Raw genomic sequence first — 25,215 nt, forward strand, 5'->3', positions numbered from 1 at the left:
GGTCTGACGACGACCACAACGTTTCTTGTTAGCTTTGTAGTCCTTGTAGTAATCATAAGCAGTGTGGCCAGCCTTGAGATAAGCAATGACCTTATGAATCGTTTGTCTTGATCTTTTGAGGGATTGACAAATATGGCTAACGGCTATTCCTTCTTTGTAATAAGCCTCTATCATGACAAGTTCATTTGTGGTAAGATGGGTATAGGTCATTTATGTTAGTTCCTTTCAGACAAATGTGGTGTTTATCTGAGCCTAACATAAATGGCTTTTTTCTGTCTAGCTTAATTTTACAAATTAGGAAATAAAAAAGCACTTTACAAGAGACTTGCAAAATGCTTATAATCGTTGATGTAAAGTAGCTCTTAACGCCTTGAGAACTAACTTTCTTTACGTGCTTTCTCACGCCCTGTTTTTACAAATAATCTTAGACAGTTAAGAATGCTTCAATATCTGTTAATGCGCGTTTAGCAATGGCTTCATAGCGTTCTTTCTTGTCACGGATACGCGGTCCTTCTAATTCTTTGATGATACCGAAGTTAACATTCATTGGTTGGAAATGTTTACTCTCTGTATGCGTAATGTAGTATGGCAAGCTACCAATAGCCGTTGTGCGTGGGAAAATAACTTCTGCTTCTTCCTTAAAGCGTTTTACAGCATTGATGCCAGCAACCAATCCAGCTGCGGCTGATTCCACATAACCCTCAACTCCTGTCATCTGACCAGCAAAGAAAAGGTCTGAATTACTTCGAGATTGGAAGGTCTGATTGAGCAGATTTGGAGAGTCCATATAAGAGTTACGGTGCATAACACCATAACGCACAAAAGTAGCATTTTCAAGGCCTGGAATCATTTGGAAAACACGCTTTTGCTCGCCCCATTTTAGATGTGTTTGGAAACCAACGATATTATAAAGGCTACCTGCTGCATTATCTTGGCGCAATTGAACAACAGCATAAGGCGTTTTAAAGTCACCGTCTCGTGGGCCTTCGTAGTCATCTGGGTATTCTAAACCAACAGGTTTCATTGGACCATAAAGCATCGTTTTGACACCACGTTTTGCCATGACTTCAATCGGCATGCAGGCTTCAAAGTATTTTTCTTTCTCAAAGGAATTAAGTGGAGCCTCTTCTGCTGTTGTCAAGGCTTCGTGGAAAGCTAAGAATTCTTCCTTAGTCATTGGGCAATTCAGATAAGCTGCTTCCCCCTTGTCATAACGTGATTTGAGGTAAACCTTACTCATGTCAATAGTTGATTTATCAACGATCGGCGCTGCGGCATCATAAAAGTAAAAACCATCACCACCATTAAGCTTATGGATTTTTTCAGCAAGCGTATCTGACGTCAAAGGACCTGTTGCAATAACGGTAATGGCATCATCAGGAATATCAGTGATTTCGCAGCGAATAACTTCGATTAGAGGATGGGCTTCTAATTCAGCAGTGACTGATTGCGAAAAACCATCACGGTCAACCGCCATAGCTCCACCAGCTGGAACACGGCTAGCTTCACCCTTACGCATGATGATAGAATCCAAGCGACGCATTTCTTCCTTAAGAAGACCTACCGCATTGGTCAAGGAATCCCCACGGAATGAGTTAGAACATACTAATTCTGCAAAACCGTCTGTTTTGTGCTGAGGAGTTGGTTTAACTCCTCGCATTTCATAGAGCTTTACAGGAACGCCACGTTTGGCGATTTGATAAGCTGCTTCAGATCCAGCCAAACCAGCTCCAATAACATTGATGTAATTTGCTTTAGATTGAGACAATCACTAATACCTCTTTGAGAACAATTGAAATACCATTCTCACAAATCTTTCTATATATGATGAAACATTATTATATCATAAGTTTTATATTGTCTAAACTGGAAAACACCGTATGAAGTGTTTTACGGAGAATTTGTACACTTAATTTGACAATTCAAGACAGAAAGTTTAACACAGGGCTTCAGTTCTAAGGTCTCTCTTTAGCAAGAAAGTTTTTTAGAACTGAACAAAATATAAAATTCCTTTTTTAAAGGACTCAAATCAAAAATCCTCAGAAAAACAAGTTTAAGTTTTTTGCGTAATATTAATTATGTAAAAAAATCAATTGACGCGATTGCTTGTAGTTCCACTTTCAATAACCTCTTTAGCCGCATTCAATCCCCCTTCGACAAGATTTTTGACCGCTTCATCAGTATAAAAGGCTGTGTGTGGTGTATAGATTACTTTTTCATGATCCAGCAGTCTCTTGAAGAGTTGATCTTCAATTGCCTTGCCTTGACAATTTTTAGGAACGTAAGGACCTTCTGCTTCGTATGTATCGATACCTGCTGCGCTTAATTGCCCACTATCCAAAGCATCCAACAAATCAGCCGTATCAACTAAAACTCCACGCGCCATGTTCATGAGAATAGCTCCTTTTTTAAATTGCGCGAACATCTCCGCATTAAACTGATGGTAGTTAAAATCCGATGGGTACATGTGTAAGGTAACAATATCAGCATCCTTAACTGCTTCTTCTACTGAATTCCTATAGTCAACAATATCAGGAATCCGATTATCAGGGTCAATCTCATAACCAACAACACGGCAACCAAATCCTTTAAAAATCTTGGCAACAATCTTACCTATACGTCCAACACCGATAACGGCTATTGTCATATCCCCCAGAACACGACCGCGAATACTTGGAACCCAGGCAAAATTCTGCTCACTAACATGCTGTCTGATGCCTTCAAATTGCCGAACGAGAGTCATGGCAACCATAACCGTATATTCTGCGATGGATTCTGGTGAATAAGATGGAACGTTTGAAATGATGATATTATTAGCGCTAGCCAGTTCTAAGTCATACATGTCATACCCGGCACTGCGCTGAGCAATTTGTTTTATGCCAAAAAGTTTGAGCAGTGGATAGACTTCCTTATCCAAAGGAAAAATTTGGGAATTGCTTACACCGTCAAATCCCTTAGCCTCTTCAACCGTATCTTTAGTCAAAGGTTGCTCTGTCAGTGAAATTTCAACACTGTGCTTTTTTGCCCATGCTTCAGCAATTGGTCTTTCCTCATCACGAATACCATAAATCTTAATTTTCATTCGCTCTTCTCCCATCATTATTCTTCTACATCTATTTTATCATAATCCTAATATCATATAAGATTCTTAAAAATTATCTTTTTTTGCCTCCAAATAAGAAAGCCTTTTCCAATATATGTTATACTAATTTTAATAATAATAAGGAAATTACTATGGATATTAGACAACTAACCTATTTTATTACAGTTGCAGAGACTAAAAGCTACTCTCTAGCGGCTACCAATCTATTTGTAACTCAGCCTACCATTTCGCAAAGTGTCAAGAAGTTAGAATCGGAATTAAATACACAACTTTTCTATCAAAACGGACGTGAACTTTTTTTAACAAATTCAGGACAAATTCTTTATCAAAAAGGAAAGCTAATTGTTAAAGATGTCAATAATCTGATTGAAGAAATCCAAGAGCTTGGACAACCTAAAAAGGAGGTTTTAAAAGTTGGTATCACTCAGCTTATTGCAATTCAATTCATGCCAGAAATAGCTTCATTTATATCAAATCATCCAAATGTTGAATTAGTCTTAAGAGAGGAGGGTTCTCGAAAAATTCAGTCTTTATTAAAAGAAGAAAAACTCGATATTGGAATACTATCATTCCCCTCCGTAGATGATAGTATTGTTATTGAACCCCTGCTTACTAGTACAAAAGGTTACTATCTTAGTTTTGTTATGCACAAAAAACACCCATTATCCACTTCTCCCTTTTTAACATTCAATGATCTTAGAGACGTCAATTTTTCAAGTTTAGGTAACGATTACATGATAACTGATCTTCTAATGAAAAAGTGTCGCTCTATTGGTTTTGAACCCAATATTATTTTTCAGCATAATGATTGGGGGATTCTGATTCATAGCCTGAGTTCTCTCAATTCAGTAACACTACTACCTTCAGAATTTAAAAATTATAGTAATAACCCTGATTTAGTTTGGATACCACTCGACGATAAAAATGCCTTTTTCCCTATTGGTATTGCTTCTTTGAAAGAGCATAAGCCTACATCAACAATCAATGCTTTCTTGTCTGCAATCAAGTCCAACTAAGCATTTACCAGCTAAAAGATAATCTCTGGGGATAGATAGCAGGTTTCTATCGACCTTTTTTACATGACCATTTATAGTCGAATGAATTAACTTTCAGTACAAGGAGTTGAGACGCGGACAGTGCCTGATACTCTTCGAAAATCAAAAACAGACCTTCTTAACTTGATTTGATGAAGACAGTTCTATCTGCTATCTGTGTCGCCTAGTCTGCTTTTGATTTTCATTGAGTAGAAGTACGGCAAGTCGAAAGTAACCATGTATCAAAGTTAATTCAAACGACTATAACTTAGCATCCCTTCATAGCCACAGATGACGATAAGCAAAAACACTGACCGAAATCAGTGTTTTTACTATTTATTTAGCAACTGCTTCTTTATAATCACAGTCTTCACTGCTACAAACCACTTGTTTACCACCGCCACGAACTTTTTTCTCAACTAAGAAATCACCTGATTTTGGACAAGTACGTCCAACTGGCATATCCCATGAGGTAAACTCACACTCTGGGTAACGATCACATCCATAGAAGATACGATTGCGTTTGGTTTTACGCTCGATGACCTGGCCTTTTTCACAAACAGGACAGATGACACCGATTTCTTTTGTAATAGCTTTGGTGTTGCGACATTCTGGGAAATTGCTGCAGGCGTAGAATTTACCGTAACGCCCTAATTTAATCACCATTGGTGAGCCACAGACGTCACAATCAAACCCAGCCGGTCCATCCTTGATTTGGATTTTTTCCATTTCGTCTTCAGCTTTGGCTAATTCTTTCTCAAAAGGTTTGTAGAACTGGTCAATGACTTTTTGCCATTCTTCCTTACCGATTTCAACTTCATCTAGACGTCCTTCCATTTCAGCTGTAAAGGCAACATCTACAATATCGGGGAAAAACTCAACAATCAAGGAATTGACAATCTCACCCAATTCTGTCGGCTCAAATCGTTTAGCAGACAATTTGACGTAATAACGCTTTTGAATCGTCTCAAGCGTTGGTGCATAGGTTGACGGACGACCAACACCGTTTTCCTCTAGTGTTTTGATTAAGGTTGCTTCTGAATAACGCGCAGGTGGCTGTGTGAAATGCTGCTCCGGAGTTGTGAGCACTTTCTTAACGGTATCACCGGCTTCCATTTCTGGCAGCATCTTGTTCCTATCAGAGTCGTTATAAACGGCCATGTAACCGTCAAATTTCACCTGACTACCATTAGCCGTGAACATAACACCATTTTGTGATAAGTTAACTTTCATCGTATCAAAGACAGCCGCTGTCATCTGAGACGCTACGAAACGATTCCAAATCAAAGTATAAAGTTTGAGTTGATCCTTATCAAGGTATTGGGCAATGGCTTCTGGCGTATGATGAACAGACGACGGACGAATAGCTTCGTGAGCATCTTGAGCACCAGCTGCGTTCTTAACTTTTGCACCAAGTTTAGAATACTGACTACCAAAACGTTCCGTGATAAAGCCAGCCGCCTCATTTTGCGCTACAGGACTAATACGTGTTGAGTCAGTACGCATATAGGTAATCAACCCCTGATGGCCTGCGTTACCTAAGCTAAGGCCCTCATAGAGCTGTTGAGCAACCATCATGGTCTTACGAGTACGGAAATTAATCTTGTTAGCCGCATCCTGTTGCATAGATGAGGTCGTATAAGGAAGAGGGGCGTTACGGCGTCGTTCCTTTGTCTCTACCTTATCAACATTAAAGTCATCGCCCTTGATGCGAGTCAAAACAGCCTTAACATCATCCTGAGTTGATAATTTTAGCTTTTTACCATCTAATCCATAAAAGGCAGCTTGGAATTTTTTGGTTCCCTTTTTAAAAGCACCATCAATGGTCCAATATTCTTCTGGCTTAAAGGCTTTAATTTCATTTTCACGATCAATGATGAGCTTCAATGCGACAGACTGAACACGCCCTGCTGACAAACCTTTTTTGACTTTCTTCCATAAAATAGGACTAATAGAATACCCCACAATACGGTCGAGAACACGGCGAGCCTGCTGCGAATCAACCAAGTCCATATCAATTTCCCTTGGTTCTACAAAGGCATTTTTAACAGCGTCCTTGGTAATCTCATTAAAGACAACACGGTTTTTAGCTTTTGGATCCAGATTAAGAATATGAGCCAAATGCCAAGAAATAGCTTCCCCTTCGCGGTCCGGGTCACTTGCCAAAAAGACTTCTTTTGCATTTTTAGCTTCTTTTTTAAGTGAATTAATCAAGGGACCCTTGCCACGGATATTGATATATTCAGGTTCGTAGTTATTGTCAAAGTCAATAGACATACTTGACTTCTTAAGGTCACGAATATGACCGACAGAAGCCACAACCTTATAATTGCGTCCTAGATATTTTTCAATGGTCTTCGCCTTAGCAGGCGACTCCACAATGACCAAATTTTTCTTTGGACTTGCTTTCTTTTTGCTAGTTCTTTTAGAACCCGTTTTCTTTTTTGATTTTGTTGCCGTAGCAGTTGCCATAAACACACTTCCTATACAAGAATTGTCAAAGGTTATATTTTCTGATCCTTTGAAACTTATAACATGATAACCCTCTTTTATCTATGTGTCAATAAAAAACTTTTTCCTATAGGAGAACTGTCTTTAAAGTTGATAGTCATTAATGATGTCAACTCCTGATGTGATGCATTTTGCCCCCTCTTGAATTAAGTGCAAACAACCTGATGATTTTCCATCTAAAATATTGCCAGGAAGGGCAAAAATATCTCTTCCTTCTTCCAATGCACGTTCGCAAGTAATCAAGCTCCCTGATCGCAATTTAGCCTCAGCAACAACAATTCCTCTACAAAGTCCTGCAATAATTCGATTTCGCTCTGGAAAATGATATTTAAGTGGTTGCTCACCTGGTCCATACTCTGAAAGAACCAAGTGATTTTGCATCATAAAATCCTGTAAACGTTGATTTTCTTTAGGATAATAGACATCAAGTCCCGTTCCTATAACAGCGATACTAGCGCCACCAACTTTCAAAGCTGATAGATGGGCTGCCGTATCAATACCACGCGCCAGTCCGCTTACAATCACAAAACGATTTTCCAATTCCGTGATAATCTTATGAATAGACTTTGTTCCAATCTCACTACATTTTCGAGCACCCACTACTGCTAATTTAGCTTTTTCCAGTAGTTCAAGGTTGCCTTTATAAAAGAGAAGAACTGGTGGATTATAGATTTCCTTAAGTTCCAAAGGATAATCATCGTCTAGTATGGAAATACTAGGAAATTTTAAAAATTCTTGCCGCAATGTTTTACTATCAAGTGCTTTGTAATGCTCCATAAAGACGACAGGATTTTGACATTTAGAAACCACTGCTCGATCTCTTAGTGATAATGATTTTTGGTGCTTAGCTTCATAATCTAGGATATTTAAAATGTGCTGGTTCTTCAAGCCAGCTTTTTTTAGCTTGTACAATTCGAAATTATTCATGTTAATCCTCCACTTAGTTATTCGAAAAAACATGAAAAAAATCCTAGCCAAGCTAAGATTTTCTCTTTTTAATCAATAGTTTTAATCACCTTAGCAGGATTTCCCGCAAGAACAACATTATCAGGAAAGGATTTGGTTACAACGCTACCTGCTCCAACAACAACGTTATTCCCCAAAGTCACACCAGGAAGAATGGTAACACCCCCAGCTAGCCAGACATTATCACCGAAGGTGATGGGAGCACCGTACTCAAGCCCAGAATTTCGTTCAGTCGGATCAAGCGGGTGCAGAGGCGTCAAGAGCTGGCAATTCGGACCAATCATGACATTATCGCCAATACGAATCTCACAAACATCAAGAAAGGTCTGATTGAAGTTAGCATAAAAATTCTCGCCAACGTAAATATTAGCACCATAATCGCAGCGAAAGGGCTGCTCCATGTACAAATTCTCGCCAGTTGCGCCAAACCAATCTTTGAGCAAGCTACTTCTCTTTGTAGCATCGTCTTCTTGATTAAATAACTTCATCTGCCGACGGGCGTGAAGGCGCATGTTTGTAAGCTCTGTATCAGCTGGATTGTAGGGCTGCCCCGCAATCATTTTATCTCGTTCTGTCATTTTTACCCCCTTAAAAAAGCTATGGTAACTATTATACCATAGCTCACTTTTTATGATAATTTTAGAGTATTTAAGATTTGTCTCAGCTCTCCTACCGGAACCTGACCGGGCGCGGAAGCTTTTTTTGCCGCTCCGAACGTTGCAGCAGAACCAAATGCTTCTCCAGACACACGACTGACCATTCCTAGAGCTCCCATAGACATCGTAATCAATGGTTGATCAATTTTCAATTTAGCCTCTCTTGTAGCGTCTAGTAACGTAATGACGTCTATGTTAGATTGTGGCATAACTGCTATTTTGCAAATATCAGCCCCTTTATTTGACATTGTAACAAGTCGTTTAATGATTTCCTCTTTTTCAGGTGTCGCATCAAAATCATGGTTACACATAACAATTTTTACACCCTTTTCATGTGCTAGATCGATTAACTGGGTGACATAGTTTTCAGGCATAAATAGCTCAACATCTAGCAAATCAAGCTGTCCGTTGGTTAGAATATCTTGATAAATTGAAACATAAACATCATCTGAAATCTCAAGTTCACCACCTTCTTTAAAAGAACGGAAGGTTACCAAAAGAGGTTTTTGAATCGCTTCTTTTACCTTTTTGGATAAGGTTGCAACTTCATTTTCTTTTGTGACATTTTCATACCAATCAATTCGCCACTCAACAAGGTCACAGTCCAGTGTTTTTGCTTCTTCAGCAGCTTTTAAAATTTCTGCTTCGGTTTTCCCTACAATAGGAACGATAATTTTCGGACGTCCCTGTCCAATTTTGACATTTCCAATAGTTACTACAGACATGATAACCTCCTAAAGTGTTTTATTTAGATGCATTAGTATCGATGGTTTGATAATAACGTACAAACACGATGACAGCTATTATAAAACCGATGACTGCAAAGATCGTGTCCATTAACATCACATTTTGAACTGAGATGCGACCACCGATAAATGGGATGGCAAACGACGCAATAGAACCAAATGTGTAAAAAATACTTGTAATAGTTCCTTTACCAGCTGGGAACATTTCTCCCATGACAGTCAAACCTAATTGCATGACACCACCTGCTGCAAAGAAGCCGACAAGTGCTGATCCTACTTGTAAAACCGTTGGTGATGGGAAAAAGGTCATTGCTCCAATAGTGAGCATTGACATAAAAGTGTAAGGCAAGACCAAATTGACTGGACGTATTTTTAAACCTACAATCGCTGTAAAGGCCACACAGGCTAGAGTACCGGTAGAATAGGTAGACAACAATAATGAAGCTGCATTTTCTGACATATTGGCAGACGCTACCGCATATGCTGAGATAAATTGAGAAATGGTATAGAAAGTTGCTTGAGAGATAAAACCATAAACAACAAAAGCAATACCTTCTAACCACATTTTAGGTTGTGATTTAAATACTGTTGACGTAACCACAGCATCTGCTTTTCCATCTGAAGCCGCTTCTTTGGCATCAGCATCTGGAAATGGCATCTTCCACATGTATACGGCATTTAATACCAGTAGGGCAGCTGCAATATAGAAAGATAATTGATAATGTCCCATGCTTGAAGCCAGAATTAAAATAAATGGGAAAATAAATTGTCCAATTTGCACAGCAGCCTTAATTAAAACAGTTGCCGTTCCAGCTTGTTTGGGAAATGATTCCATCAAAGCAGGGTAAGTACCTGAATCTAAAAATGAGTTGGCAATACCTGCAACTACTGTCAGAATCATTGCTACTGTTGTATTAGGGGCATAAATCAAGCCTAGAAAATATAGAATGTAGGAACACATGCCCAAATAAACAAATGGTTTTCTACCGAATTTATCTGATAGATAGCCTGAAAATATAATCGCAATCAGACGACCAATACCCAGCATAGAAACAACTGTCATGACACCTGTAACATCTGTATTCCATTGAAGAGCAAGGGCATCCTTATTTTGTGAAATGATAATAACTCCGATACCATGGACAATATAATTGATATATAATCCTAGTACCGTAGGAATGTAACTTTTTTTCATATCTAATCCTCTTAATCTAATCCAAGAACTTCTTTAACGTGAGCAATTGGCATTTCTTCACCGGTGATTAGCTTGAAAGCTTCTGCTCCCTGATAAAGCATCATTCCTAAGCCATTGTATGCTTTTTTAACGCCGTGTTCACGGACAAATTTCAATAACTCTGTTTCAGCAGGACTGTAAACAACATCGAAAACAACTAAATCTTCACGAATAAATGATGGGTCCGTAATTAAACTTTGATTTTCCAAAGGATGCATCCCTACTCCAGTCGCTTCAATAAAGACATCACTCTCAGACAATGATTGCTTGAAGGCTGTTTGATTTTCCAATGGTGTTACCGTCGCAACAGTATCTGTATGCTCATTAATTTTTTGAGCATTAGCTTCTGCAGTTGCATAATGCTGGTCATCAATATTAAAAATACGGATTTCTTTTGCGCCATCAAGAGCTGCTTGAATAGCGATAGCTGTCCCTGCTCCTCCAGCACCTGTCAGAGTTACAACCTTATCTTTAATATCAACTCCTTCTTCACGAAGGGCTCTCATACATCCCGTACCGTCAGTAACATGACCTACTAAATGACCATTTTGATTAACAACAGTATTGACTGCACCAGCTAACTTAGCTGCAGGAGATAGCTCGTCAAGAAGTGGAATAATTTTTTGTTTATTTGGCATTGAAACATTAGAACCTTGAATGTCTAATGCCCGAATACCTTTAACTGCATCTTCTAATTGCTCATTTCCAACTTCAAAAGCTAGGTAAGCATAATCCATTTTATTTTTTGCAAAAGATTCATTCCACATCGTAGGTGATAAGCTATGACGAATTGGAGTTGCGATAAGACTTACTAAAAGTGTGTGACCATTTAAGCGTTCTGCCATTTTAAAATTCCTCTTTTCTTTTTAATTGCTATTTTTTTATAGCGTATTGATAACGATTATTAACGATTGCAACAGCAATCAAACCAATTACAGCCAGAAATAGTTGGTAAAAAAATACCCACCTTATCTCATGTTCAGCCATAATACCAGTTAAATAGGGAGTAACAGCAACTGATATTGCAGTTGCTAATGAATAGTAACTTGTCCTAACCCCTCTTTTTTCAGGAAAAAGCTCTAACAATAAGGCTAGCCCTATCTGCCAAATACCACCTGCCGCAAAAAAACCGATGACTAGACTTGAAAAAATAACAGTCTGACTGATTGGTAATACTAGCATTAAGCCAATAGACAATATTGTCATTCCTAAACAAACAAGAATAAAAGTTGTTGCCTTGATACCTTTAGACATCACGAACGAAGTAAGGAAAACTGAAACAAACGATGCCGCACTATAGACACTCACTAAAAGAATGCTTTGTGATTTTGAAACTTTAAGAAAATTTTCGGCAAAGGTAGGAATCCATAGCACTAAGATATTAAACAAAGAAACGGAAACAAACGAGAAGACTAGCAGACAAATTCCTTCAATTGCAAATCGTGCTTTTATCCGATGATTATCTTTCATACGATCAACATCAACACTCACTTTAGTTTGAGGGTTAACTCCTGTTGGGGGAAACGACATTAGATTAATTAAAAAATAATTTAGCATAAGAACTAAAATGCAAACGATTAAAATCCATCCAAAGTACCATTTTTGTGAAATCGTCCATCCTGTTAATATAGGAAAAATAAACTGTCCGATTGAAATAAATGCTTTGTTTAGAACACTTAAGGAAGTGCTGTGCTTTTCTTCTGGATAAGCTTCGGTAACAGTTGGGTATGTGCTGGTGTCTAAAAAGGCATTCCCAAAACCAGCTGCCAAACTGGTTATAAAAGCCAAGCAATAATCATAAGCCAGTAAAAGCCCACTAAAAAAGATAATGTATGATATGATGCCAAATAAAACTGATTTTTTCCTACCAAAAATATCTGAGAAGTAGCCAGAAAATGGTAAACTTAAAATCCTTCCTATACCGATAGCACTGATTACAAGAGTGACTTGACTAAGAGAGGCATTCCATCTTTCCTGATATAAGTTTAAATTCTGGGAAATTACTATGGCAGCAATACCTTGAAAAATAAAATTAATATACAACGAAAGAACTAGAGGGAGATAGGATTTTTTATTGACCAAAGACTTACCACCTCCTTTATAGTGATTTTTTTCACGTGACTAGTATAACAAACTTTTATTTAAAAATCCATAGATTTTTAAATAAATAACTAGATATTCATCTATTTTTTTTATTATTCATAAACATTATTTTAGAATTCATTTAATTTCTTTATAGAAGATGGTATGATATAGGTAGAAAAGGAGCACATATGCATTTAAAACATTTAGAGCATTTTATTTGTTTAGCAGAAATTGAACACATGACTAAAGCTGCTAAATTATTAAATACTTCGCAACCAAATATTAGTTATTCGATTAATGAATTAGAAAAGGAATTACAACTGCCGCTATTCGAAAAAAAGGGGCGAAATATTTCACTAACAAAATATGGGAGAACATATTATCAATTTGCCAAAGAAGCTGTCAAATCGCTCGAAAATGGCAAATCTCACTTGGAACAAGAATTACAGCCTGATAGAGGGGTCGTCCGTTTTGGTTTTCTATATACCTTAGGTGCTGAAATTGTTCCAAAATTAACGAAACAATTTTCAAATGAGTATCCAAAAGTCGTCTTTGAATTTGCTCAGAATAACACAAAGGCACTATTAAAAGAAGTTTCAGACGGAACATTGGATTTAGCTTTATCGGCATCATTAGCTAATTTTGATGATTTAGAATTCACTCCATTTTGTTTAGAATCCTTAGTTGCTGTTCTACCAGCTGATCACCAATTGGCAAACGCTTCAACAATATCACTCAAAGAGATTTCCCATCAAAGTCTTGTCTACTTCGACCAACATTCCGGCTTACGTCCTTTCCTAGACAATTTGTGGCTAAAGCAGAATCTTACCATTCATCCTGTCATCGAAGTTGAAGAAGATCATACGATGCTAGGTTTTGTCTCAAATGGCTATGGTGTTGCTATAATGCCTGATATTCCTTCTATCATTGCTTATAATGTTAAAAAAATACCTATTTCTGACACTTTTGAAAAACGACGTATTTATATCGTTACGAAAAAAAATGCTTTCCTAACTCCTATTGTTAAAACCTTTATTTCATTTCTCCAAAACCAAAAAAGCTAGTATCATTTATTTGATATTAGCTTTTTTTGAACTAATTTTTGGTAGCTTCTGCAGCTAGCTTGCCTGAGGTTAGCGCCCAAGCATTGTTTGCTCCTGAAGGTGAATCAGTTCCCATCACTCCACCGACAACTTCGCCAGCGGCGTAAAGACCTTTGATTACATGACCATCTGTATTGATGACAGAAAGGTTATCATTGACAACCAAGCCACCCATAGTTGTTGCAAAACGTGGTTTTTGTTCAACCAAATAGTACGGTCCTGCACCGATTTCTTTTTGCAAGAACTGAGCTTGTCTATTGAAATCAGCGTCCTTTCCATCTTTAACAAATTGGTTGTAACGCGACACGGTATCTTTTAGACTATTTTCTGGCATACCTGCTAATCTAGCTAACTCATCAAGAGTATCAGCATGGAAGAAATAAGGTGTTTCACTACCATTTTTCTCCAACCAAGCATCAATATCAATTTGAGAAATACCGCCTTCTGCAACTTCTTCTTTAAAAATATCAAAATGTTTTTGATCCATTAGAATGTACAACATTTTTGACTCTTGGTTCATTAACACTTTTAAAATATCATGGTTGCTTGCTCGTTCGTTAACAACACGCTTACCAACGGTATTAACTAACAATGCATTTTCTCTAAGAACGGCAATATTGCCACCAATGGTTGATTTAGCACTACCAGGAGAGACTTCAATACCATTTGGATAAATCTTTCCATAGTCCAACATTCGTGTTGCAGCATTAATTCCGGGAGCTTGAGCCATCAGCAATCCTTCTCCCATTGAAGATTTTGTTCCATAAAACAGGACATCTTTAAGTTCTTCACCTAGCAAGGCTTTATTATTACCAAATCCGCCAGTTGTTAAAATAACAGCCTTGCTATAAATACGGTGTTTTTTACCATTTTCCTCAATAGCAACCAATCCCTTAACCTGTCCATTTTCTGCAATCAAACGTGTTGCTTTAGTTTGAAGATAGAGGGTAACGGAACTTTCTGCCATTTTTTTTCTAACGGCTGCTGCAAATCCATGTCCCCCATGGGCATAAGCTAGTTCCCGATTTTTTGAATACTCAGCAAGAATATGCAAACCTTCCGTCATGTCGTATTCTACACCAACATATTCGTGTACCCAATCTGTAGTCTGTCCAACATTTTCTGCTAACAAAGCCAGCAATTCTACAATATTTTCATTATTTCCATTCTTTAGGAAATCAGCTGCCATAATTAAAGGACTATCATCAGTAACTCCTGCTTGTTTTTGAAGTTTTGATCCCATAACCACTTGGTTACCACCTGAAACTGAGATAGCACCACCAATATAACTTTGTTTTTCGATAAGGATGACTGATTGACCTTCTTGTTCTGCTCTCAAAGCAGCTGCAATTCCAGCTGCTCCTCCCCCAACAACGACGAGGTCAACTGCTTCCTCAACGATTTCCATAGATTTTTCTACAAGTGGCTTTGGACGCGCTTTGATGATATCCAAAGCTTCCTCATTACCAGCTAGTTTTACAGCATCAGCTACACCGTCTATCAAGCCTTTTGACGTTGTCGATGCTCCACTAACTGCATCGACATTAAGAGTCTGAGAAGAAATAATTTGTTGTGGTAATTTTTCAAATACCAAATCTGACAAGCCTTCTGACTCTGACGAACTATCAACGGTAATGTTTTCAATACGGTGTTCAGAAAAAGAAACAACCATTGGCAAATTGTTGTTATGTCCTTTGGCTTCAACCTTATATTCTCCAGGAACGAATTGGGGTTCTCGGGTGAGGAGAGCTTTTTGTTTTTCTTGAGTTTCTAATTCTTTTTGTGAATCTTTGACAAGATTAAAAGTCGTGTCCATGAAATCCCAAAGTGGCTTTGGAATGACAAGTTCTTCTCTTTGTTGATAATCAGCAAAAGCAGGTATAACTTCGTTGGCTGAAGCCTTTTCTACCCATTTTGGTTCAAGAAGAAATCCCTTACCAACCGCTACTAAATCATACCCAATAGACAAGGCTTTTTCAGCATCTTTTCCTTGAAGAATACCGCCAACACCCATAACTGGAATCTCAGCAAGTGCTTCTGAGCGTTCCTCTAGGTATTTACTAATCAGCATTTCTGTATCGAGCATTTCAACGATTGAACTTCGAGTGTATGATCCCATTGAAAAATGAACATAGTCGAGACCTAACAGAGCTATTTCATTCAAAAAAGCCATTGTATCATCAAAACGTATACCAGGAATTTCAAGCTCTTCTGGTGAAAAACGATACCCTAGAATAAAATCCTTTTTATTTTCTTCTAAAATAACAGCTTTTACAGCAGATATAACTTCTTTGGCAAAACGCATACGTTTCACTAAACTACCACCCCAAGCATCCTGACGACGATTAGAATGAGGGGAGAAAAATTGTTGCAACAAATAAGTATTTGCTCCATGCAATTCAACACCATCAAAACCTGCTTTAATAGCGCGGCGCGTTGCTTCTGCAAAAGAAGAAATCATATCCTTTATTTCTTCATCTGTCATTTCTGTAGGTACTGGTGCATTCGGACGTAACGCTGCAACGGGGCTAGGTCCTATTGGATTCATTCCTCTATTCATATCAGGGAAAGCCATTCTCCCAGCATGATAAATTTGCACGACTGCTTTAGAACCAGCAGACTTAATGCTATAAGCTAATTGAGACAAGCCAGCAATTTTATCATCAGAATCGATACCTAGCGCACCATCAAACCCTCTTCCATTTGAGTCAACAAAGCAACTTTCAACAATAATCATTCCTGCTTGTCCAGACCGTTTTGCATAGTATGAAATGAGCTCTTCAGGCACACTCCCATCATGGTAAGCTGATTCGGTCGTCATCGGAGACATTGCAACACGATTTTTTAAAGTAATACCTGATTGTGGTAAGGTAAGTTCTTGATTAATAAGTGACATAGTCTTCCCTTTCTATTTTCAATCAAAAATTTATATCTTTGTTTTATATTTTATAAATAAATTATATCACTTATTATTTTGTTTGTGAAGTCACAAACTATAAAAGAATACAGAATTTTTCATTTTTTACACTAACTAAAATCAAGAATAGCTTCCAGTTCCACTTCCATGAACAATTGATGTTATACTCAATAAAAATCAAAACAAGACTGGATGACGCCGATACAGATAGCACTGCAGTTCACCAAGTCAACAACATCTGAATTTGCTTGTCGAAGAGTATTAAGTCAGACCAATGCAGGCTTTGAATGACTTTTTACAGTGATTCAAAACTTCAGAAAGCCTCTTAAAGACTTGCCTTAGCTCTTTACGGTGCGAAAGCAAGGAGATTGCTAAGAAGTTAGATCATGATAAGGGGTGCATTGGATAAGTCTGGGATAGGGAACATAGCTTATGCTTGATCAGAAGGTAGACACCCTCTGAAAATTTGATAATTTGGGACATCTTGCGGAGAGACTAAATTTTTACAAAGGCTGTTATTTCAAGTTTTTAGCTAGCAAAAAAGATTGGAGAAAAATGTCCAAAATGAACTTTCTCTCCAATCTGAGGAAACATAGTTTATGCTTGTTTTATAGTCAAATAAAGTAACTTTCAGACAAGGAACTGTGACGCAGAACAGCACTTGATACTTTTCGAAAATCAAAAACAGACCTTGCTGACTTGATTTGATGAAGACAGTTCTATAGGTATCGCCATCGCCTAGCCTGCTTTTGATTTTCAGTGAGTATGAGTATGGCAAATCGAAAGTGACAATGTATCAAAGTTAATTATTTGACTATAATTCGTTTCATTGCTAAGGACTTTCATAGTATCTACGATGCATCTATTTATGTTAAGCATTAGAAAGACTTATTTTTCCGTGTTGTAAATTATTAAAAAACCAAGAAATTCGAAATTGATTCTACCTTTCTTGGTTTTGGGATAGTATTTTTAAAGCGATTGATTATTTACATTAAAGATTACGCCATAGCGATTTTATGGGTTCAAATGTTTTACGATGGATTGGTGTGATGCCATATTTATCTATGCCTTCCAAATGCCCCTTGGTTCCATAACCAGCATTTTGAGCAAAATCATAACCTGGAAACATCTTATCATAGTCTGTCATTATTTTATCACGTGTCACTTTAGCGACAATTGAAGCCGCGGCAATTGATAGTGAGCTAGCATCTCCTTTGATAATGGATTGTTGAGGCAAGTCTATATCCAAGGTCATCGCATCTATCAAAAGATAGTCTGGTGTGATGCAATTTTTAGTTAAATCATTGATGGATGCTTTCATAGCCAATTTAGTTGCTTCATAAATATTGACCTGGTCGATAATCTCATTGTCTATGATACCTATACCAACAGCTAATGCCTTATTCATTACTTCGTGATAAATGTTTTCGTGCTTGGACTTTGGAATTTTTTTTGAATCGTTAAGTCCCACAATTTTTTCATTAACCGGTAAAATGACACAAGCAGCGACCACAGGACCAGCTAGCGGTCCGCGACCAACTTCATCAATTCCAGCAATCATCTTGAAACCTTGGTCATATAACGCTTTCTCATATGCCAACATAGCTTCCAAGCGGATTTCCTCATCTCGTTTCACCTGAATAGCTTTTTTTCGTTGATGAACCGCTTGTTGCACTCCACGTCTGCTATCTTCTTCAAAAACTTGCCATTGTGGATCATCAAGCCGATCAAGTGAAGCGAGCATTTTTTTGATTTCCTTAATCGTTGCCATAATCTTCCTCAACAAAGTCTAGAGTATAGCGACCCAAGCGACCATCGCGAACTTCCTTGACAAAAAGATTGTAAAAACGGTCATAATCTTCTCTAAAGCCAAGCTTTTGTGTCATATCCATGATGATTTCGGGGGCTTCTTCTGACAAATTCATAGCTTTAAAGCGTTCTTGTAAGCGTTCAGGGTAATGTTCTTTAAAGAAATTAAGACCAAAAATAGTGACCTCATCCATAGGCAAAAGTTGATCCTTGATGGCACCAGTTAAGGCTAATTTCAACCCAACGACTTCATCTTCAAATTTAGGCCACAAAATCCCTGGTGTATCCAAAATTTCCAATTCTTTATTAGATTTGAGCCATTGTTGACCTTTGGTTACCCCTGGTTTATTGCCAACAACGGCAATTTTTTTACCAGCCAGACGATTCATAAGAGTTGATTTGCCAGCATTGGGAATCCCAATAATCATGGTGCGTAAGGTTTCTTTTTGGATGCCGCGCTCACGCAGCCTGTCAATCTTCTCAGACATCAATGACTTAGCTGCATCAGTCACCAATTTGACCGCCGCTTGCTCTTTAGAATTGATAGCCAAAGTCTTAATACCTTGAGATTCGAAGTGCTTGCGCCATTCTTTAGTGCGCGTGCTATCAGCTAAGTCAGCCTTATTCAAAATTAATAATTTAGGTTTATCACCAACGATTTTCGTCAGCATGGGATTTTGACTAGATAAAGGCAAACGAGCGTCCACCAAAATCGTTACAAAATCAACGTGTTTAAGGTTCTCCTGCACCTGACGGCGAGCCTTGGACATGTGTCCAGGAAACCATTGAATAGTAGCCATAGAGTTATAAATCCTTTCATATCAAGGGTTTAAGGATGGTCAATCAGACTGACTCCCATCAGGTCACCAAAAAGTCACCAAATTTAGACTGATTCACCATTTCATCTCATACCCAGTAATTTTTTGTTTACCTTCACGTATGCATATTATTTCAAAATTAGAATGATACTTTCGTATATCTTTTAACAATTTTGGGATGATATTGACATTGATATATCTCGGAAGATAGTCACTTTTTAAGCCGATTATTTCTCGGAATTTTTCTAAACTCAAATTCATTTTTCTGCTATCATAGTTTTCATCGATCCAATCATTTAATGGCTTAGAATACTTACAAGTCCAACTTTTTAGAGCAGAAAAAGAAATTTGATTTTTTTCAATAAAATTATTTAATGCCTCAACCGCCTTATCTTGGGAGCTAGCTTGTTTATGAGTATATCCCATTGTAGTTTCAAAATTAGCATGTCCTACTCGCTCCATAATATCTTTCACAGCTAATTCCATACCAGCACTTTGAAGATATGTAATATGCATATGCCTAAAAGAGTGTGGTGTTACGTGTTTGGTCCATTTAAAACCAAATTTTTCCTCACACGTTTCAATCAACTCTTCTTCCACTCTGCCCAAAACTTCTCGAAAAGAGTGTGAGGTAATTGGAGAACCATATTCTGTCCGAAAAATGCTCTCCGTTTGTGAAAAAGACTTACTAGGGTTCTCTAAAGCATATTTCTCAAAGTTATCACTTCTTTCTATCGCTCGCAAAATGGCTTCACAAGCAACTTTGGGCAAAGCGACATCTCGATCTGCATTTATTGTTTTCGTATTGTCAAAATAGTAATCCTCTACTTTTAAATCATGATATTGGAGTGATTTATCTATTTTCAAAACACCTGTCTCAGGGTTGAAATCTTCCTTCGTAAAAGCGGCTTCTCCAATCCTCAATCCTGAGCAAAGAAGCACAATTGCTAAATCATAGTAATTAGGATTTCTCCTTCGGCTTAATGTCTCAAAAAAAGCAACTAATTCATGTATTTCCAAAAACTTTGCATCACGCTTTTTCTTTGCTTCACGTTTCTTTTCTAAAGGTACATCTATCTTTATGACAGACATTGGAGAATAGGGGATGATATTATACATTATGCCATGATTAAATATTTTATTACAAGTACTTTTGATATGTACTAATGTAGATTGAGAAGCATTATACCTTTCGGCATATGTAGTGAGGCACTTTTTCATCAGTAATGGTGTAATGTTTTCTAATAAAAAATCATCTCCAATAATTTCTCCAAGTCTCTTTATCACAAACGCTTCTCTTTTTGCTGTCTGCGGTTTCACTGAAACTGACCATGTATCTAGCCAGTCTTGTTTTAATTGACCAAATGTTTTTATTTTTTGCGGATTAAATTGATATTCAATCCCATTAACAAGAGTATCAATCTTATCTAATAGTCGTCTTTCTGCCTCTTTCCGAGCTCTCGAAGTATTTTTAGAATAAGTTACAGTTGCATTTTTCCACTTTCCTGTTAGTGGATCCTTATATTTTTCAACTACTTCAAAACGAGTTTCTCCTTTTGTATTTTTCCTAGTTCTATAATACATAATATCGTCCTCTTTGTAATAACTTAAAAGAAAATCGAAACTATATTATATTTAGATAGAATAATTGACATTCCCTATTATACCACGATTTTCTTTATTTGACCGCTCCTTGTTTCCATCTCACAAACTCTTCAAATCCTTCCAAATTAATAAAGACCAATTTATGAGTCGGATTAATCACATAATCTCTAAAATTTTTATGACTCCTCATTTCACTCAGCCAACGATTTAATGTGTACTGATTCAAGCCATCCCATCTTTTCAATAATGCTTTTTTATCAGCCCATTCGGCTATACTGTTCTCAACAGATACAAATTTAATTTTCATAATAGCTTCTCTCTATATTCAAATTATTAACCTCCGCGGGTATGACTGGTTAATTCATTCATGGGCATCTCACCCGCTGTCCTTTTACGCTGGCAGCCTGAACGTGCAGAAGTATCATTATCCTCATTTGTGGTCATGGCAGATAGAGAACCACTCTATTTTATAGTTGACTGTCATCGCTCTTATCACGGCGTATCTCACTAAATTGCTCGACAAATAAGAAAGTCCCACCTCAGTTTATTCAATTGTCAATGAACAAATCAAGGAGAGACTATTTTATTTTATACTTTATCCTATCTGGACAATCTGTTAATCCTAATAGGTAATCCGTACTAACTTTATAGAGTTTAGAAAGTTGCACAAGAACATCTGCGGTTAAAGCAACCTCTCCTCTCTCAATTTTTGCATAGTTTGTATGAGAGAAGGAAAGTAAATTTGCAATAAATTTTTGAGTAAAGTCGTGATCTTCCCTCAAATCTCTTATACGTTGGTACATCTAGCTTTCTCCTAAGAAAAGTATATGTTACTTTTCGAAGAAATCTTTGAAATTGTCAAATTATGACAATAAATTTTTGAAGCGAAGCTACTACTTTTCCAATAAATATATGTTTTTAAGTCTTAGTTATTTTTTCTAAACTGTTTACAACTTCTAAGAATATGGCACTAAATTTGATTTTTAAATCACCTTAAGCTTGCTTCTAAAAATACTTCATAAGAGATGAAAAGTAAAAGACTTATTTTATTACTCATAAACAATACATTTTAGCGGAATATCATAGTTTCATCACTCAAGCCACGAGTCAGTTCGTTCTTTATCAAATGCTTCTTACTCTAGAAAATAAAGAAATAACAAAAGGTTGGTAGGCCTCTTCCACTACCTCTACATGGTTAAATTGTCCTATTCTAACGTAAGATTTGATTCAATCTTTCAATTCTTATCAAAACATTTTTCTATCAAAAAAAGCAGAAGCTAAACTCCTGCTAGTTGGTTTCGTTTGTGTGCATGCCTTGAATTGAAAAGGTAACACTTTTCTGTACAACATTTATAAAGTGTTTTTATTAAGCCATTAATCTTTTACTCATTGGTATTTGGTAGTTGAGATTGCCATGAATGCGATGGTAGCTCTACCGGTGGACATAATCTTTAGTTTTGAGGGGTGCTTTCTGGTAAACAGAGACCAGATTGAGTTTTTTCATAATACGACAAATCCAACGGCGAGATAGTGTGATACCATCATTCTCCAAATACTTCTTGATTTTTCTAGCACCATATCTGGACTTACTCTCAAGAAAAATGCGCTTGATTATCTCTCCAAGCTCTACTTCAGATACTGGCTCCACAGCTTTGTAGTAATATGCTATATTTACCTCAGGCTGAAACAATCCAATGGATTGTTTCACTCCCAAATGTTCGCACTGTTCTTGAACGCTTTCACATCATACAGCACACATGATGTCAACGAAAATTGCCTTCATGAAGTCTTTTGAAACACAATATTTAGCTTACCGAGCCATGAAGAACCACTGGAAAATCTTGCATAAAGATAGTCGAAAACTATCTCTGAAAGCTTTTTACTTAAGGACTTTTAGGCAAATCGTTCCTCCTCGGGAGATTGTTCAGAAGACCTTGTCCTTTTCTGAAGAACTGTGCTTTTACTATAACCTATATTAACTATTGCTTTTTCATTTTCAAGAAGAACAGACTAGCCACTTTTTTGACTTGATTGAGGAGCATCTTGAGATTGTGAATAAAGAGTTTAAAATCGTTTTCAAAACCATTTTGAGATACAACGACTATATTATCAATGCCTTAGAACTTCCCTATTCTAACGCTAAGCTAGAAGCAACCAGTAAACTCATCAAGGATATCAAAAACGCCAAGCTTTTGGTTTCCTGAAGTTTAAGAACTTTAAAACGAAAATTCTCATCGTTTTAAACATCCAAAAAGAGAGAACCAGAACGATTCACTCTAGATGTTAGATTATAATCGCTATAGAACTTACCCACTACAAAAATTATAGAGCCACTATGAGTCACACACTACAGTTGATGAAAAGCCTTTTAAACAGATAAACAAACTTCTTCAAAGAACTCATTCATTGTGATACATTTTACTCCTAATTGGTCACACACGTCTGGAATTTTAGCATTTTTGCTAGGGTTTGTAGAATTTAAATTCACATTTTTCACTTCATCAGTAACTATAGTAAAATTCATACGTTTCGCAATGGCTATCAACCATGGGTCCGCAATTTCAGCATTTGCCCATCCTTTTTGTGATGTAAGTGCTGCATCTTTATAATAAGGGCTACTCTGGATATGCTGAATAATGGCACTCCACTCTACCACATAAGACTTATGATCAATTATGGACTTAGTGTAGTTATTCGTTAACCAGTCTCTAAACCAGTCATCTTGGTAATTTTCCGAGACTACAATTCTAGGAATCACCACATTTGAGTTTAAAATACCAGCAAAATTTGACCAGAAGGTAGGGAAAAAATCCTTACGATAATATCTATCATAAAAGTTTATGTATATATTTGAATCTAATAAATACATTTATCATCCTCCCCTGCTTAATATTTTATATCCTTTATATCCAACTCCTACGATACCAAAAGCATCTGTATAAGAAATTTTATTTTGTTGAACAGCATTACTCACATAATTGAAGAAATTAGAATCCATTCTAAATCGAAGGTTATTATTATAATTACCTCCATTGGATTTTTTATTAATATTTTCAATTAACTTAAATTCAGCCTCAAGTTCATTTTGTAAAGATGTAAAGTCTTTTTTTGAAACCATAGATAAATCATATAATCGTCTTAATACAACAAATTTACTTACTTCAAATTTTTTTGATAAAGTATCCAAATTGGTTCTAATATCTATTTGATTGTCAAACATATCACCAATTAATTCTTTGGGAACTAAAATCTCGGCTGTTATTGAATTTATTAATGCCTCTGTCTTACTACGTTTTTTAGAATCTTCACCATCAAATAGGTCACTATCCCCATATAATAAATGGACAAACTCATGAATTAAAGTGAATAACTGTCCCGTCTTTGAATCCAACTGATTAATAAAAATAATTGGAGCTTTCCTATCAGATAAAACAAACCCTCTAAACTCTTTTAGATTTAACGGACGATGTGTATTATCCTTATACTTACCATTTAAAAAAATGAATATTCCTAAATCACTCAGTATTTTTCTATAATTATCAAATCTTTTTCTGGTAATTTCATTTCCTAACAATTCTCTTGCTTTCAAAATTACCTCTGACCTATCATCATCAAAAGTAAAAATACCTACAAAAGGACAATCATTCTCAACTAGTTCTTTCAAAAATTCCTGTTTTTCTTGCATTTCAAGAATTGTATCTTTCAATTCAGAACTGATATCTGATACTAGTTCTGAATTGAATGTCCTAAAATCAACATTTAAAGAGCTAGGAGAAATCGGCTCTTTTAATAACAATAATCCAGTAGGAACATTAATCAGTTTAGAAAGTGCAGATAATTGATTAAAGGTAGGCTCTAATTCCCCTCTTAAAAACTTATCAATATTAGGTAATTTTTGTCGTAAATATTCGATAGGAGTATTAGAGTTACGAATATATGTAGATAGAACTTCAGTATTTACATTTAAACGTTGAATCATAACTTGCCTCCCATACTTTTTAATTCATTTTATCAAAAAATTTAGAAAAATTCTATTTTCTTATTATTTATTTGCCTATCGTTCGTGACGACTTCGGAATCAATATGATTGATTATCTCAAGCATTGAAATTATAAGTCAGTCGAATCTGATAAATGGTCATTTAACACTAAAACCTTTTAATCTTTATCCTTTTGACATCAAAATAGAGAGAACTCAAACGATTCCCTCTAGGTGTTAGCTAGCCTGCATGCCGTTTTCAGGATTGTCTTTAGAATGAATGACGATAGACCATCATCAACTCATAATCACTCTAAATAAAGGAAGCAATCATTAAAGGTTATTTAAAAATCTGAAAATTTACTACGGTTATCATTGACAACATTAAGAACTGCTTTTCCAGATTTTCCTTTGATGCCTGAATCCATCTGTGCACCAATCGTTTGAACAGCTGTTCCAGCAGAAGCTGCTGCGACATCAATCAGTTCATCATAAGTTTTCTCAATCTGCTTTCGATCTGTTTTAATCGGTGGCGCACAATAGGTTTTGATATAGTATCGGTCAAGTTTCTTTTTTAACGCTCTGGCACCTTCCACGCCCCCTGTCGCGCCAGATGTGATCATGTCCATTATCTCTGTATAGCCCATTTT

General features: G+C 36.7%; 20 protein-coding genes and 3 pseudogenes. 3 read left to right on the forward strand and 20 right to left on the reverse strand.

Annotation, left to right across the window (positions count from 1 at the left end; all coding sequences use genetic code 11):
- From A3IA_RS0101465 to A3IA_RS0101475, 3 genes and pseudogenes are all read right to left on the reverse strand, one after another.
- Positions 1–210: pseudogene (locus A3IA_RS0101465) on the reverse strand (helix-turn-helix domain-containing protein); the annotation flags it as partial.
- Positions 211–424: 214 nt separating this feature from the next.
- Positions 425–1,768: a methylenetetrahydrofolate--tRNA-(uracil(54)-C(5))-methyltransferase (FADH(2)-oxidizing) TrmFO gene (gene trmFO / locus A3IA_RS0101470; RefSeq protein WP_018379574.1), complete on the reverse strand. Its 1,344-nt coding sequence runs from the start codon at positions 1,766–1,768 to the stop codon at positions 425–427.
- Between the two features lie 321 nt (positions 1,769–2,089).
- Positions 2,090–3,082 (reverse strand): D-2-hydroxyacid dehydrogenase, encoded by a 993-nt coding sequence (locus A3IA_RS0101475; RefSeq protein WP_026217497.1) that lies wholly within the window; start codon positions 3,080–3,082, stop codon positions 2,090–2,092.
- Positions 3,083–3,234: 152 nt separating this feature from the next.
- Between A3IA_RS0101475 and A3IA_RS0101480 the strand changes: the two genes are divergently transcribed.
- Positions 3,235–4,119: a LysR family transcriptional regulator gene (locus A3IA_RS0101480; protein ID WP_018379576.1), complete on the forward strand. Its 885-nt coding sequence runs from the start codon at positions 3,235–3,237 to the stop codon at positions 4,117–4,119.
- 354 nt (positions 4,120–4,473) lie between these two features.
- Here the strand turns inward: A3IA_RS0101480 and topA are convergent, their stop codons facing one another.
- From topA to A3IA_RS0101515, 7 genes are all read right to left on the reverse strand, one after another.
- Complete coding sequence (gene topA / locus A3IA_RS0101485; RefSeq protein ID WP_018379577.1) at positions 4,474–6,609, reverse strand: type I DNA topoisomerase; 2,136 nt, start codon at positions 6,607–6,609, stop codon at positions 4,474–4,476.
- Positions 6,610–6,732: 123 nt separating this feature from the next.
- The gene (gene dprA / locus A3IA_RS0101490) at positions 6,733–7,575 is read right to left on the reverse strand and encodes a DNA-processing protein DprA (RefSeq protein ID WP_018379578.1); all 843 of its coding nucleotides are present in this window, start codon (positions 7,573–7,575) and stop codon (positions 6,733–6,735) included.
- A 68-nt stretch (positions 7,576–7,643) separates the two neighbouring features.
- Entirely contained in the window at positions 7,644–8,192 is a 549-nt protein-coding gene (locus tag A3IA_RS0101495; RefSeq protein WP_018379579.1) for a sugar O-acetyltransferase, read from the reverse strand.
- Between the two features lie 50 nt (positions 8,193–8,242).
- Positions 8,243–8,995, reverse strand: coding sequence for a type I 3-dehydroquinate dehydratase (gene aroD, locus A3IA_RS0101500; RefSeq protein WP_018379580.1), 753 nt, complete (start codon positions 8,993–8,995; stop codon positions 8,243–8,245).
- A gap of 19 nt (positions 8,996–9,014) precedes the next feature.
- A complete protein-coding gene (locus tag A3IA_RS0101505) occupies positions 9,015–10,211 on the reverse strand; it encodes an MFS transporter (protein WP_018379581.1) in 1,197 nt (398 codons plus the stop codon).
- Between the two features lie 11 nt (positions 10,212–10,222).
- Positions 10,223–11,095 carry a shikimate 5-dehydrogenase gene (locus A3IA_RS0101510; protein WP_018379582.1) on the reverse strand — a complete coding sequence of 291 codons (873 nt, stop codon included), beginning with the start codon at positions 11,093–11,095 and terminating at the stop codon, positions 10,223–10,225.
- A gap of 28 nt (positions 11,096–11,123) precedes the next feature.
- Complete coding sequence (locus A3IA_RS0101515) at positions 11,124–12,332, reverse strand: MFS transporter (RefSeq protein WP_018379583.1); 1,209 nt, start codon at positions 12,330–12,332, stop codon at positions 11,124–11,126.
- A gap of 191 nt (positions 12,333–12,523) precedes the next feature.
- Between A3IA_RS0101515 and A3IA_RS0101520 the strand changes: the two genes are divergently transcribed.
- Positions 12,524–13,399, forward strand: coding sequence for a LysR family transcriptional regulator (locus A3IA_RS0101520; RefSeq protein WP_018379584.1), 876 nt, complete (start codon positions 12,524–12,526; stop codon positions 13,397–13,399).
- A 31-nt stretch (positions 13,400–13,430) separates the two neighbouring features.
- On the opposite strand, the gene A3IA_RS0101525 is transcribed toward A3IA_RS0101520, so the two are convergent.
- From A3IA_RS0101525 to A3IA_RS0101555, 7 genes and pseudogenes are all read right to left on the reverse strand, one after another.
- Entirely contained in the window at positions 13,431–16,334 is a 2,904-nt protein-coding gene (locus A3IA_RS0101525; RefSeq protein ID WP_018379585.1) for an NADH-dependent flavin oxidoreductase, read from the reverse strand.
- 1,012 nt (positions 16,335–17,346) lie between these two features.
- Positions 17,347–18,126 carry a ribonuclease HII gene (locus tag A3IA_RS0101530; RefSeq protein WP_018379586.1) on the reverse strand — a complete coding sequence of 260 codons (780 nt, stop codon included), beginning with the start codon at positions 18,124–18,126 and terminating at the stop codon, positions 17,347–17,349.
- On the reverse strand, positions 18,113–18,964 hold the full coding sequence (gene ylqF / locus A3IA_RS0101535) for a ribosome biogenesis GTPase YlqF (RefSeq protein ID WP_018379587.1): 852 nt from the start codon (positions 18,962–18,964) through the stop codon (positions 18,113–18,115). Before ylqF ends, A3IA_RS0101530 begins: the two co-directional genes overlap by 14 nt.
- Before the next feature lie 93 nt (positions 18,965–19,057).
- Positions 19,058–20,566 (reverse strand): tyrosine-type recombinase/integrase, encoded by a 1,509-nt coding sequence (locus tag A3IA_RS0101540; RefSeq protein WP_018379588.1) that lies wholly within the window; start codon positions 20,564–20,566, stop codon positions 19,058–19,060.
- Between the two features lie 94 nt (positions 20,567–20,660).
- Positions 20,661–20,894 (reverse strand): hypothetical protein, encoded by a 234-nt coding sequence (locus tag A3IA_RS0101545; RefSeq protein ID WP_018379589.1) that lies wholly within the window; start codon positions 20,892–20,894, stop codon positions 20,661–20,663.
- Between the two features lie 271 nt (positions 20,895–21,165).
- Positions 21,166–21,390 carry a helix-turn-helix domain-containing protein gene (locus tag A3IA_RS0101550; protein ID WP_018379590.1) on the reverse strand — a complete coding sequence of 75 codons (225 nt, stop codon included), beginning with the start codon at positions 21,388–21,390 and terminating at the stop codon, positions 21,166–21,168.
- A gap of 653 nt (positions 21,391–22,043) precedes the next feature.
- A pseudogene (locus tag A3IA_RS0101555) lies at positions 22,044–22,253 on the reverse strand (IS3 family transposase); the annotation flags it as partial.
- 44 nt (positions 22,254–22,297) lie between these two features.
- On the opposite strand from A3IA_RS0101555, the pseudogene A3IA_RS13350 reads away from it, so the two are divergent.
- Positions 22,298–22,874: pseudogene (locus A3IA_RS13350) on the forward strand (transposase); the annotation flags it as partial.
- An 81-nt stretch (positions 22,875–22,955) separates the two neighbouring features.
- On the opposite strand, the gene A3IA_RS0101565 reads toward A3IA_RS13350, so the two are convergent.
- From A3IA_RS0101565 to A3IA_RS11610, 3 genes are all read right to left on the reverse strand, one after another.
- Entirely contained in the window at positions 22,956–23,456 is a 501-nt protein-coding gene (locus tag A3IA_RS0101565; RefSeq protein WP_018379592.1) for a DUF4411 family protein, read from the reverse strand.
- A gap of 3 nt (positions 23,457–23,459) precedes the next feature.
- Positions 23,460–24,566 carry an ImmA/IrrE family metallo-endopeptidase gene (locus A3IA_RS0101570; protein WP_018379593.1) on the reverse strand — a complete coding sequence of 369 codons (1,107 nt, stop codon included), beginning with the start codon at positions 24,564–24,566 and terminating at the stop codon, positions 23,460–23,462.
- Between the two features lie 343 nt (positions 24,567–24,909).
- Positions 24,910–25,212 (reverse strand): hypothetical protein, encoded by a 303-nt coding sequence (locus A3IA_RS11610; protein ID WP_018379594.1) that lies wholly within the window; start codon positions 25,210–25,212, stop codon positions 24,910–24,912.
- Between the last annotated feature and the right edge of the window lie 3 nt (positions 25,213–25,215).

Source organism: Streptococcus thoraltensis DSM 12221 (assembly GCF_000380145.1).
In the GTDB taxonomy this organism is placed as follows: domain Bacteria; phylum Bacillota; class Bacilli; order Lactobacillales; family Streptococcaceae; genus Streptococcus; species Streptococcus thoraltensis.